Genomic DNA, 11,841 nt, shown 5'->3' on the forward strand with positions numbered 1-11,841 from the left:
TGCCCCCGCCGCGTGATCGACAGCACCGCAGCCACATTCATGCGCAAAACTGGATACGACCCAGCCAGCCACTTAGCCCAGGCGCGACTTTTTCAGGTCGAAGTAGCTAGGGTCGGCGGCATGGTGCGTGCGGTGGCGGCGGCAGCGATGGTTGTCGCCGTAGTGCTGGCGCTGACCGGCTGCGCCGGCCCGGCCGTCAACCCGCACGTGGTGATCGTCAACGCCGGCGAGCCGCAGAACCCGCTGATCCCCACCAACACCAACGACACCAACGGCGGGCGAATCATCGACCGGCTGTTCGCCGGGCTGATGTCCTACGACGCCAAAGGCACACCGTCGCTGGAGGTGGCGCAGTCGATCGAGACCACCGACAACGTCACCTACACGATCGCCCTCAAACCGGGATGGACATTCTCCGACGGCTCGCCGGTCACGGCGCACTCCTTCGTCGACGCGTGGAACTACGGCGCGCTGGCCGCCAATGCTCAACTGCAGCAAAGCCTGTTCGGCCCGATCGTCGGCTTCGACGACGTCGCGGGCGCCGAGCCCACCGCCCGCACCATGTCCGGGCTGCGGGTGCTCGACGACCACCGCTTCACCGTCCGGCTCAAGGCTCCGACCATCGACTTCAAACTGCGCCTTGGGTTTTCGGCCTTCTATCCGCTGCCGCCGGTGGCGTTCAAGGACATGGCGGCGTTCGGGCAGCACCCGATCGGCAACGGCCCCTACCGCCTCGTCGACCGGGATGCCTGGCTGCACAACCTCAAAATCGAGTTGGAGCCCAACCCCGGCTACCACGGCAACCGGGCACCGCAGAACAAGGGTTTGCGCTTCGTGCTCTACGCCAACCTCGACACCGCCTACGCTGACCTGCTGGGGGCCAATCTCGATGTGCTGGACAGTATTCCGCCCAGTGTGCTGCCGGTCTACCGCAGAGACCTCGGTGACCGCGCGGTCACCGCTCCCGCCGCGACCAACCGCACGCTCGACACCCCGCTGCGGCTGCCGCATTTCGGTGGAGAGGAGGGCCGGCTGCGCCGTCTCGCCATAGCCGCTGCCATCAACCGACCGCAGATCTGCCGGCAGATCTTCAACGGAACATGCGAGCCCGCCCGCGATTTCACCGCCAGCTCCCTGCCGGGGTATGACCCCGGCATCGCCGGCAACGACGTACTGAACTTCGACCCCGACCGGGCGCGGCGGCTGTGGGCACAGGCCGATGCGATCTCGCCGTGGAGCGGGCGGTACGCAATCGGCTATAACGCCGACGGCGGCCATCAGGAGTGGGTGGACGCGGTGGCCAACAGCATCAAGAACGTGCTGGGCATCGACGCGGCCGGCGCGCCGCAACCAACCTTCGCCGGGTTTCGCACCCAGATCACCAGCCGCAGCATCACCACCGCTTTTCGGGCCGGCTGGCAAGGCGACTACCCGTCGATGCTCAGCTTCTTGGAACCACTGTTCGTCACCGGCGCCGGAGCCAACGACGTCGGCTACTCCAACCCGCGCTTCGACGCGGCGCTCGCTCGTGCCGCCGCCGCCCCCGACCTGGCGCAGTCCTACCCGCTGACCAACGAGGCTCAGCGAATCCTGTTGCACGACATGCCCGTCGTACCGCTGTGGTACGTCGTCACCGTGGCCGGCCGGTCATCGGCGGTCAGCAACGTGGTGCTCACCTGGAACGGGCTGCCCGACTACGAACACATCGTGAAGGCCTGAGATGGGCTGGTATGTCGCGCGGCGCATCGCGGTCATGGTCCCGGTCTTCCTCGGCGCCACGCTGCTGATCTACGGCATGGTGTTCCTGTTGCCCGGCGACCCGATCGCCGCGCTGGGCGGCGACCGGCCGATGAGTCCCGCGGTGGCCGCGCAGCTGCGGGCGCAGTACCACCTCGACGACCCGTTCTGGCTGCAGTACCTGCACTACCTGGGCGGCATCCTGCGCGGCGACCTTGGCCGCGCCTACTCCGGGCTGCCGGTGACAAGCGTTCTGGCCCAAGCGTTTCCGGTGACGATTCGGCTGGCGTTGATCGCGTTGGCGGTGGAGGCGGTGCTGGGCGTCGGATTCGGGGTGATCGGCGGGCTGCGCCAGGGCGGCATTTTCGACGCTGCCGTGCTGATCGGCAGTCTGGCCATCATCGCGGTCCCGATCTTCGTGCTGGGGTTCCTGGCGCAGTTCGTGTTCGGGGTTCGACTGGGCATCGCCGCGGTCACGGTGGGCGATCAGCCGACGTTCGCCCGGCTGCTGTTGCCCGGCATAGTGTTGGGCTCGGTGTCATTCGCCTACGTGGTGCGGTTGACCCGCTCTGCGGTCGCGGCCAACGCCCACGCCGACTATGTCCGCACCGCCACCGCCAAGGGCTTGTCGCGACCGCGGGTGGTGACCGTGCACATTCTGCGTAACTCGCTGATCCCTGTGGTGACCTTCCTGGGCGCCGACCTCGGCGCACTGATGGGCGGCGCGATCGTCACCGAAGGGATCTTCAACATCCACGGCGTCGGCGGCGTGCTCTACCAGGCGGTCACCCGCCAGGAGGCGCCGACGGTGGTGTCGATCGTGACGGTGCTGGTGGTGGTCTACCTGGTGACCAACTTGCTGGTGGATCTGCTGTACGCCGCGCTGGATCCCAGGATCCGCTATGGCTGAGTTGTGGCGCCGGCCGAAATTCCTTGTCGCCGCGGCGCTGATCGGCTTGGTTGTCGTGATGGCCGCGTTCCCGACGCTGTTCACCGGCGCCGATCCCGGCTACGCCGATCCCGACCAGAGCATGCTGGCGCCGTCGGCGGCGCACTGGTTCGGCACCGACCTGCAGGGCCACGACATCTATGCCCGCACCATCTACGGCGCCCGGGCCTCGATCACCGTCGGCCTGGGCGCGACATTGACGGTGTTCGTGGTCGGCGGCGTGCTGGGCGCGATGGCCGGCTTCTACGGCGGCTGGATCGACGCGGCGGTCTCCCGCGTCGCCGACGTCTTCTTCGGAATCCCGTTGCTGCTGGCCGCCATTGTGCTGATGCAGGTCATGCATCACCGCACGGTGTGGACGGTGATCGCGATCCTGGCGTTGTTCGGCTGGCCGCAAATCGCCCGGATCGCGCGCAGCGCGGTGCTCGAAGTGCGGGGCAGCGACTACGTGCTTGCCGCAAAAGCACTGGGGCTGAGCAGGTTCGGCATCCTGGTCCGCCACGCGGTGCCCAATGCCGTCGGCCCGGTGATCGCCGTGGCGACCATCGCGCTGGGGTTGTTCATCGTCACCGAAGCGACGCTGTCCTACCTCGGTGTGGGGCTGCCGCCGTCGGTGGTGTCCTGGGGCGGCGACATCAACGTGGACCAGATCCGGCTGCGGGCGGGCTCGCCGATCCTGTTCTATCCCGCGGGCGCACTGGCGATCACGGTGCTCGCGTTCATGATGATGGGCGACGTCCTGCGCGACGCGCTCGACCCGAGGCCACGGACATGAACGCGCCGTTGCTGAGCATCGAGGGCCTCGAGGCCCGCTTCGGTGACGAGGTGGCCGTCCGCGCAGCGCATCTCACTGTCGACCACGGGCAGACCGTCGCCGTCGTCGGCGAATCCGGCTCGGGGAAATCGACCATGGCCGCAGCGGTTCTCGGGCTGTTGCCGCCCGGCGGGCGAATCACCGCGGGGCGCATCATGTTCGACGGTGTCGACATCACGTCGGCCGACCGGCGCACGTTGCGCTCCATCTGCGGTTCGGGCATCGGGTATGTGCCGCAGGACCCGCTGTCCAACCTGAACCCGGCGTGGAAAGTTGGCTTCCAAGTGCGGGAAGCATTGCGCGCCAACAATGTCCGAGATACAGACGCCGTGGAACTGCTCGCCCACGCCGGGATGAGCGACCCGGAAACCCAGGCGCGGCGATACCCGCACCAGCTGTCGGGCGGCATGTGCCAGCGTGCGCTGATCGCCATCGGGCTGGCCGGCCGGCCCAGGCTGCTGATCGCCGACGAGCCCACCTCAGCGCTCGACGTCACGGTCCAGCGACGGGTGCTCGACCACCTGCAACGCCTGACCGCCGAACTGGGCACCGCGCTGCTGCTGATCACCCACGACCTGGCACTGGCCGCCGAACGAGCCGAGCGGCTGGTCGTCATGCACCGCGGCGAGGTGGTGGAAACCGGTGCAGCGCAGACGATCCTGACCAAGCCGCAGCATCCGTACACCCAACGGCTGGTCGCCACCGCGCCGTCGCTGCGTGTGCCCGTGGGGCAAAACCGAGTGCACACCCGCCGGCCCGACGACGACGTGGTGGTCGCCAGCGGGCTGACCAAGGTCTACCGGCAGGCCCGCGGCGTGCCGTGGCGGCACACGGAACTGCGCGCCGTCGACGACGTGTCGTTCCGGCTGCGCCGCGGCACCACGCTCGCCGTCGCCGGCGAATCGGGGTCGGGCAAGTCCACGCTGGCGCGCATGGTGCTCGGGCTGCTGCAACCGACGTCGGGCAGCGTCGTTTTCGACGGCTTGAACATTTCAGACATCGCCACGCTCGATCGCCGGCGCGTGCAGCCGGTGTTTCAGAACCCCTACGGCAGCCTGGATCCGATGTACTCGGTGTACCGCGCCATCGAGGAACCGCTGCGCATCCACCGGATCGGTGACCGCCGACAGCGCCGACAGACGGTGCACGAGCTGGCCGAGCAGGTCGCGCTGCCGGCGTCGTTGCTGAGCCGGCGCCCTCGCGAATTGTCGGGCGGTCAACGCCAACGGGTCGCGATCGCCCGGGCGCTGGCGCTGCGCCCCGAGGTCCTGGTTTGCGACGAGGCGGTGTCCGCTCTCGACGTCGTCGTGCAGGCACAGATTCTCGACCTGCTCACCGAACTGCAAGCCGCGCTGGGCCTGACCTATCTGTTCATCAGCCACGACCTGGCAGTGATTCGGCAGATCGCCGACGAGGTTCTGGTGATGCGCGCCGGGCGGGTGGTGGAGCAGGCGCCCACCGAGGAGCTGTTCGCCAAGCCGCGCCACGAGTACACCCGCCAGCTGCTGGAGGCCATACCCGCCTATGGTGCACATCGTGACAACTGACCCGCTGGCCCCGCTGACCGAGCTGCCCGGCGTGGCCGTCGCGGCCGAGCAGGCCCGCGACGCGCTGGGGCGCGCCCATCGGCATCGGGCCAACCTGCGTGGCTGGCCGGTGACCGCCGCCGAGGCCGCGCTGCGGGCGGCGCGGGCGTCGTCGGTGCTCGACGGCGGGCCCATCCAGCTCGACGAGTCGGCCACCAGCGACCCCGTCTTCCCCGGTGCGTTGCGGGTGGCCCAGGCGCTGGAAGGCGGCGAGACCAACCTGGTCGCGGTGTGGCAGCGGGCGCCGCTGCAGGCGCTGGCCCGGCTGCACATGCTGGCCGCCGCGGACCAGGTCGACGAGGACCGGTTGGGCCGGCCCCGCCGCGACGCCGACGTCGGGCCGCGCCTCGAGCTGCTCGCGGACCTGGTCAGCGGCGGCACGCAGGCGCCTGCGCCGGTGGTGGCCGCCGTCGCCCACGGCGAGCTGCTGACGCTGGCCCCGTTCGGCAGCGCCGACGGCGTGGTGGCGCGTGCGGTGTCGCGACTGGTGACCATCGCCAGCGGGCTGGACCCGCACGGGCTCGGCGTGCCTGAGGTGACCTGGATGCGCCGCGCCGCCGACTATCGCGCCGCGGCACGCGGATTCGCATCGGGCACTGCCGACGGCATCACGGCTTGGCTGAAACTGTGTTGCAAGGCCATGCAGGACGGCGGACGCGAGGCGCTGTCGATCGCCGAATCATTCGGTCAATAAGGTTGCCAGCGAACGCTCTTGATAGATGGCCCGACACATGTGAAGCGGGCGACGATCCGAAGTGTTCGGGTCGCCGCCCGCTAGCACGGACCGCGGCTACCAAGCGTGCAACTTCTGGGCTGCGTGGGTGGCCTCGGCGATCTTGCGATGCGCTCGACCATAGCCCCACCCAAAGGGCCGTCCTGGCCGTCCGCTTTTCGCAATTACGCAGGCCCGCAACACTTCTGCCATTTTCGCGGCTGTGGCTCCGCGTGGGTGCCGGGTACCGTGCTGGGGGCCCGGGTCGGGAGATCGAACCTTCTCTTCCGGATCGACCTTGGCCTCACCGGGCTTCCGTGTCTCCTTTGTACTACGTGACCGGAATCACATCAAGGGTCAAATGTGTGAAAACCATGAAACGAGATTGCAACGGGGACGCCCAGAAGTTTGCTGAGCGTCAGAATGCGAAGCGCCGCAGCAGCGAGTAGGTGACCGCTCCGGCGGCCAGCGCGCTGACGCCCACCGCGGCTGTCGTCGCCACCGCCGCGCCCGAGGGCGCCGGGATGCGGTCGCGTAGCGACACCGGCCGGGAGAAGCTGAGCACCGGCCAGCCGCGGGCGATGGCCTCCCTGCGCAGGGCGCGGTCCGGGTTCACCACGCTCGGGTGCCCGACGGCTTCGAGCATCGGCAGGTCGGTGATCGAGTCGGAGTAGGCGTAACAGTGCTCGAGCGCATAGCCTTCGCGGGCGGCCAGCTCGCGGATGGCCTGGACCTTGCCTTCGCCGTAGCAGTAGAACCCGATCTCGCCGGTGTACTTGCCGTCCTCGACCACCATGCGTGTCGCCATCGCGTGGGTGGCCCCGAGCGCGCGGGCGATCGGTGCCACCAGCTCCTCGCCGGAGGCCGACACCACCACCACGTCGCGCCCGCACAATTTGTGGCCGGCGATCAGGTCGGCGGCTTCGGCGAACACCAGCGGGGTGACGATGTCGTGCAGGGTCTCGTTGACGATCGACTTGACCTGCTCCACGTACCAGCCGGTGCACATGTTGGTCAGGTGGATGCGCATCCGGTCCATCTGATCGTGGTCGGCGCCCGACAGTAGATAGAGGAACTGGGCGTAGCTCGATTTGAGCACCGCGCGCCGGTTGATCAGACCCTGGTTGAAAAACGGTTTGCTGAACGCCAGCGTGCTGGACTTGGCGATGATGGTCTTGTCGAGGTCGAAGAAAGCGGCGGTTCGGGCGTGCGGACCGGCGGCGTCGGGTGCTTGCGGTGATGTTTGCTGATCAGCGGCCGAGTCGGAGACGGTCACCGGCCAAGCATAGGGGTGCAAAGTGCTGCGTCGCGAGACCAATGAACAAAACAGCCGGTCAGCCGGGGTTCGCCTGTCCACAGATGGCATTACGTGGTTGCGGCGACCTATTTGCACATCATGCTTTCTATTGCAAGCAGCACTTGCGCTAGGTAGCGCTGTCATGTGTATAGTAAGCAGTACTCGGCGATAAGCCGAGGGTGTATCAGCCCGACCCCCCGGGGCTGATACACGACGACCCTCGCCTCCTCCCCCCCTGGCGGGGGTCGTCCCTTTTGTCGGGCAAGTTCGCCGCCAGTAACACGTTCCAGAAGCGCCGCCGCGCGTTGTCCACAGATCGTGGTCTGTCCACAGATGCCAGTTCGATGCTGGCCGCCCGCCGTCGCCGCCCGGCACGGTGAGTAGGTGACCACCGCAACCGAGAGCGCCGGCGTCCTGACGGTGCTCGCCGAACCCGCGCTGCGCCCCGAGGTCGACCGCGTCGCCGCGGCCGCCGGTGTACGAGTGGTTCACGCCGGCGCCGCCTCGGTCAGCCGGAAAGGCTGGGCGGCTGCCGCGGCGGTGCTGCTGGACGAGGCGGCCGCGCTGCGGTGCGCCGGCAGCGGATTGCCGCGCCGCTCTCACGTCGTCGTGCTGAGCACCACCGACCCCGTCTCGACAACCTGGGCAGCTGCCACCCGGGTCGGCGCCCAGCATGTCCTGACCCTGCCGGCTCAGGACGCCGAACTGGTCCGCGAACTCGCCGACGCCGCCGAGTCGGCGCGCGACGGCACCGCTCGCGGGCACGTCGTGGCGGTCATCGGCGGGCACGGCGGAGCGGGCGCCTCGGTACTGGCGGCCGCGCTCGCGCAGGCGGCCCGCGAGCCGCTGCTGGTCGACCTCGATCCATGGGCAGGCGGCATCGATTTGCTGCTAGGCGGTGAAACCACGCCGGGCGTGCGCTGGCCCGACCTGAGGCTGCAGGGTGGCCGGCTGAACTGGTCGGCGGTGCGCGACGCGCTACCCCGGCTCCGCGGGGTCAGCATGCTCTCGGGTACCCGGCACGGATACGAGATGGACGCCCGGGCCGCCGATGCCATCATCGACGCCGGCCGCCGCGGCGGCGCAACCGTGGTGTGCGACGTCCCCCGCCGGTTGACCGACGCCGGCCAGTGCGCACTCGACGCCGCCGATCTTGTCGTCGTCATCACCTCCTGCGACGTCCGGTCATGTGCGGCCACCGTGACGGTCGCCCCGCTGCTCGCCGCGATCAACCCCAACCTCGGGCTGGTGGTGCGTGGTCCGTCTCCCGGCGGGTTGGGGGCCGCAGAGATCGCCGCCATCGCCGGTGTGCCACTGCTGGCGTCGATGCGCCCGCAGCCGCGGCTGGCCGAGCAACTCGAGCACGGCGGACTGAGATTGGGGCGGCGATCGGCGCTGGCGGCCGCCGCCCGCCGGGTACTTGCGGTGCTGCCGGCCCGTGCGGTGGCGGAGGCCGCATGACCGGTTCGCTGATCGACCGGGTGCGCGAGCGGCTGGCCGCGGAATCCGCGCCGCTGCGGCCGACCGTGGTGGCCGACGCGATCAGGGCCGAGTCCGGCGGAGTGCTCGGCGACACCGAGGTGTTGCGCAGCCTTCGGACACTGCAGACCGAGCTGACCGGCGCCGGCATCCTCGAGCCGTTGCTGTGCGCCGAGGGCACCACCGACGTGCTGGTCACCGCGCCCGACAGGGTCTGGGTCGACGACGGCAACGGCTTGCGGCGCAGCGATATCCGCTTCGAGGACGACGCCGCGGTGCGACGGCTGGCGCAGCGCTTGGCGTTGGCGGCCGGTCGCCGTCTCGACGACGCGCAGCCGTGGGTGGACGGTCAGCTGACCGGCGTGAGGACCGGGGAGTTCGCGGTGCGACTGCACGCGGTGTTGCCGCCGATCGCCGCCGCGGGCACCTGCCTGTCGTTGCGGGTGCTGCGGCCGGCCACCCAGGATCTTGCGGCGCTGACCGCGGCCGGCGCCATCGCGCCGCAAGCCGCCGACTTGCTCGGCGAGATTATCGCCGCGCGGCTGGCGTTTCTGGTCAGCGGCGGAACGGGCGCCGGTAAAACCACGCTGCTGGCCGCCATGCTCGGCGCGGTCTCGCCCCACGAGCGGATCGTCTGCGTGGAGGACGCCGCCGAGCTGGCGCCTCCGCATCCGCATCTGGTCAAGCTGGTCGCCCGCTGCGCCAACGTCGAGGGGGTCGGCGAGGTGACAGTGCGCCAACTGGTCCGTCAGGCGCTGCGGATGCGGCCCGACCGCATCGTGGTCGGCGAGGTCCGCGGCGCCGAAGTCGTCGATCTGCTGGCGGCGCTGAACACCGGCCACGACGGCGGCGCCGGCACCGTGCACGCCAACAACCCCGGCGAAGTCCCAGCACGGTTGGAGGCGTTGGGTGCGCTGGGCGGCCTCGACCGGGCGGCGCTGCACAGTCAGCTCGCCGCGGCGGTCTTATCTGTAACGTCGATTGGGATGTGTAAGACAGGTACCCACGTGGATTTGGAATGCCGAGCATCTCGTCGGTGTCAGTCTTATCTGTAACGGTGTTCCCTTCGTGGTTACCTGTCGCGGCTTGCTGTATCGCATGCGCATTGACGGTGAGTAGTCTCCGAGGGCCGCCGGGGTGGCGAGTAGCTCCTTGACGCTGCGTTGGCTGTTCGCCTAGAAGGGCGGTTCGTCGGTATCTGTGGTCCACGGACCGGAGGGCGCCACGGCAGCGTCGGGTAGCGGGAGGTTTGTCACGACATAAAGGTTCAAGATGTCGTTGCGGTCGATGAACATGATTTGGCTCCGTTTGGAGGCGTCGAGGGCGTTACCGATCCAGTTGCGTGCCGCTTTGGTGATTTCGCCGCCCGCGACGATGAAGGCGTGGTCGACGAGAACCCGTTTGTTGTGTTCAGGGTCGAAGATCTCGTGGGCCAGCATCATCAGTGCCTGGTTGTGAATTTCGGCGATATTGGCGTTGCCGGTCTTGGTGACTCCGGAGGCGTCGAGTTTGCCCTTCTTGACATGAATTCCGAAGTAGAGGCGGTGCTGGGTGGGCAGGGTGTAGCGCATCCAGATGTCCTTGCCGTACTCGAGTGCCTTGTCTTTGTGGCCTGCGGCGGTGATGCGGTGAAAGCCGAGTTGCCGGAAGAGTGGCAGGAGGACGTGTTCGATGAGGGCATCTTCGCTGCAGGTGTCGAGGTATGCGGATAAGTCGGTGCGCCTTTGGTTTTCGGCGGGGGTGAGTGGTCGGTGGGGATTGGCTTGCAGCATGGTGACGGTGTCGCTGCCGAGGTGGCGTAGATAGCAGTGACGGTCTTCGGCGTAGAACGCTTCGAATCCTTCTCGGGTGAGCACGTCGTTGAGTTGCGCCAGTGCGCGGGGACGGTCGGCGCCTTCGTTGAGCGCCTCGCGCGGGTCCATCAGTTGGTCGATGAGACGGCAGAAGGTCTGCGGAGGTTGGTGTGGCCCGTCGTGGGGTTCGTTAAGGATGGATTCGATGACGTCGGCGACCCACCACTGTCGAGTCGAGCCGCCATGCACCCAGTCGGTGTCGAGGTCGGCGAAGAACTCGGTGATGTAGCTGCTTGACCGGTAGGGGAAGTACTTGGGCTTCTCGCCGAAGCCTGGATCGTCGGAGCCGACGTTTCCGCAGATCAAGTCGGCGAGGTCGGCGGCGTTTCGCCGTTTGAACTTCATGACGTTCCTCGTTGTGGACGGCCGCCGGCATTGCGGAGTCGGTGCAGTTCTCCGTGTGCGGTGGCCAATTCTTGTTGCAGTTGCTTGACCTGGGATTTGAGTGTGGCGATGTCGGTTTCGTAGCGGGTTTTCTGGCTGCGGAGTTGGTCGCGCAGTGCGGCGGTGATGCTGGTCTCGCCGTTGGCCTCGTCGCCGGGTGGGGTGGTCGGCCGTGGCCTCGGCGCAGTGGCTGCCGCGCGGATCTCGTCGCGCAAGTCTGGGTGGTTGTAGATGGTCTTGCGCGCGACCTTGGCGTAGTTGGCGACAGCGTTGATGTTGATGGTGCGCCCTTTTTTCTTCATCTCGCGCAGCGCTTTTCGGACCTTGGCGCGGGTCGCAGCCTTGCGCCGTTTGGTGCTGTCCAGCAGGCCTTCGGTCGATCGCGGTGGGGTCACGGTTCTCCGGTGCGGCGGCGGCGGGCTTTGTCGAGTGCGGATTGGTGCGCGCCGCGGGTTTGGATCTGCAGCAGCGGCAGTCGCTTGGCGGCGCCGGCGCCGGCCACCGAACCGGCTTCCTCTGTGGTGAGCCGGTCGATGATCGCCTGGAGGGAGGCGATTTCGCGGCGGCGTTCGATGATCCAGATGTTGTCCTCGCCGAGTTCGCGACCGGAGCGTTGCCGGTATTGGTCTTGACGCTGCGCGATGAGGGTTTGAGTGGAGGCGAGCTGCTGCCGTAGTTCGGCCAGGTGGGTGGCGTCGGTAGCGAAGTGCCCGCAGGATAGACAGGCGTTGCCCTTGTCGCAGGATTTCAGCGGCGGCAGCAAGCAGACCCCGTTGGGCAGCACACGGTCGGTGCGCTTCGCGAGTTGGGTCATTTCATAGATGTCGTGTGGGGTGATGTCGATGTCGGCGCCGTGTGCCCCAATCTTCTTGTGTTTGAGGAATTCCGCCTCAGCGGTGGCCGCCAGGGTGGCGGCATACCGGGCGGTCATTTCAGGGCTCTTGTGGCCGAGGTAACGCTGCACGACGTGAAACGGCACACCGTCGTTGAGCAGTTCGGTGGCCCGGGTGTGGCGCAGCCGGTGTGTTTG

General features: G+C 68.1%; 11 protein-coding genes. 7 read left to right on the forward strand and 4 right to left on the reverse strand.

All coding sequences use genetic code 11. The features are described from left to right. The first annotated feature begins 120 nt into the window (after window positions 1-120). The 5 genes from AWC14_RS08940 to AWC14_RS08960 are packed head-to-tail and all read left to right on the forward strand — an operon-like array spanning window position 121 to window position 5,780. Window positions 121-1,719, forward strand: coding sequence for a peptide ABC transporter substrate-binding protein (locus tag AWC14_RS08940; protein ID WP_045384262.1), 1,599 nt, complete (start codon window positions 121-123; stop codon window positions 1,717-1,719). Window position 1,720: 1 nt separating this feature from the next. Continuing rightward, window positions 1,721-2,647, forward strand: coding sequence for an ABC transporter permease (locus tag AWC14_RS08945; RefSeq protein ID WP_045384260.1), 927 nt, complete (start codon window positions 1,721-1,723; stop codon window positions 2,645-2,647). After that, window positions 2,640-3,461, forward strand: a complete 822-nt coding sequence (locus AWC14_RS08950) for an ABC transporter permease (RefSeq protein WP_045384257.1) — start codon at window positions 2,640-2,642, stop codon at window positions 3,459-3,461. The genes AWC14_RS08945 and AWC14_RS08950 overlap by 8 nt, the downstream gene beginning before the upstream one ends. Continuing rightward, a complete protein-coding gene (locus tag AWC14_RS08955) occupies window positions 3,458-5,047 on the forward strand; it encodes a dipeptide ABC transporter ATP-binding protein (RefSeq protein WP_045384255.1) in 1,590 nt (529 codons plus the stop codon). Before AWC14_RS08950 ends, AWC14_RS08955 begins: the two co-directional genes overlap by 4 nt. Beyond that, window positions 5,037-5,780, forward strand: a complete 744-nt coding sequence (locus tag AWC14_RS08960; RefSeq protein WP_045384280.1) for a hypothetical protein — start codon at window positions 5,037-5,039, stop codon at window positions 5,778-5,780. Before AWC14_RS08955 ends, AWC14_RS08960 begins: the two co-directional genes overlap by 11 nt. 436 nt (window positions 5,781-6,216) lie before the next feature. Here the strand turns inward: AWC14_RS08960 and AWC14_RS08970 are convergent, their stop codons facing one another. Next, a complete protein-coding gene (locus AWC14_RS08970) occupies window positions 6,217-7,074 on the reverse strand; it encodes an HAD-IB family hydrolase (RefSeq protein WP_045384253.1) in 858 nt (285 codons plus the stop codon). 441 nt (window positions 7,075-7,515) lie between these two features. On the opposite strand from AWC14_RS08970, the gene ssd reads away from it, so the two are divergent. After that, window positions 7,516-8,556 carry a septum site-determining protein Ssd gene (ssd, locus tag AWC14_RS08975; RefSeq protein WP_045384278.1) on the forward strand — a complete coding sequence of 347 codons (1,041 nt, stop codon included), beginning with the start codon at window positions 7,516-7,518 and terminating at the stop codon, window positions 8,554-8,556. Further along, window positions 8,553-9,629: a TadA family conjugal transfer-associated ATPase gene (locus AWC14_RS08980; RefSeq protein WP_085241167.1), complete on the forward strand. Its 1,077-nt coding sequence runs from the start codon at window positions 8,553-8,555 to the stop codon at window positions 9,627-9,629. Before ssd ends, AWC14_RS08980 begins: the two co-directional genes overlap by 4 nt. Before the next feature lie 120 nt (window positions 9,630-9,749). Here AWC14_RS08980 and AWC14_RS08985 read toward each other — a convergent pair whose 3' ends face one another. The 3 genes from AWC14_RS08985 to AWC14_RS08995 all read right to left on the reverse strand — a co-directional run. Beyond that, a complete protein-coding gene (locus AWC14_RS08985) occupies window positions 9,750-10,772 on the reverse strand; it encodes a PDDEXK family nuclease (protein WP_085241169.1) in 1,023 nt (340 codons plus the stop codon). Then, entirely contained in the window at window positions 10,769-11,206 is a 438-nt protein-coding gene (locus AWC14_RS08990; RefSeq protein WP_085241171.1) for a DUF6262 family protein, read from the reverse strand. Before AWC14_RS08990 ends, AWC14_RS08985 begins: the two co-directional genes overlap by 4 nt. Then, a partial coding sequence (locus AWC14_RS08995) for a tyrosine-type recombinase/integrase (RefSeq protein ID WP_158089878.1) occupies window positions 11,203-11,841 on the reverse strand: 639 nt, incomplete at its 5' end. The genes AWC14_RS08995 and AWC14_RS08990, both read right to left, overlap by 4 nt.

Origin of the sequence: Mycobacterium kyorinense (assembly GCF_002101735.1) — a bacterium.
Taxonomy (GTDB): Bacteria; Actinomycetota; Actinomycetes; order Mycobacteriales; family Mycobacteriaceae; genus Mycobacterium; species Mycobacterium kyorinense.

Bases quoted from the DNA above. Each gene is read 5' to 3' on its own strand.
- AWC14_RS08940 (WP_045384262.1), top strand. From the start codon at position 121: ATGGTGCGTGCGGTGGCGGCGGCAGCGATGGTTGTCGCCGTAGTGCTG.
- AWC14_RS08955 (WP_045384255.1), top strand. From the start codon at position 3,458: ATGAACGCGCCGTTGCTGAGCATCGAGGGCCTCGAGGCCCGCTTCGGT.
- AWC14_RS08985 (WP_085241169.1), bottom strand. From the start codon at position 10,772: ATGAAGTTCAAACGGCGAAACGCCGCCGACCTCGCCGACTTGATCTGC.
- AWC14_RS08945 (WP_045384260.1), top strand. From the start codon at position 1,721: ATGGGCTGGTATGTCGCGCGGCGCATCGCGGTCATGGTCCCGGTCTTC.
- AWC14_RS08980 (WP_085241167.1), top strand. From the start codon at position 8,553: ATGACCGGTTCGCTGATCGACCGGGTGCGCGAGCGGCTGGCCGCGGAA.
- AWC14_RS08950 (WP_045384257.1), top strand. From the start codon at position 2,640: ATGGCTGAGTTGTGGCGCCGGCCGAAATTCCTTGTCGCCGCGGCGCTG.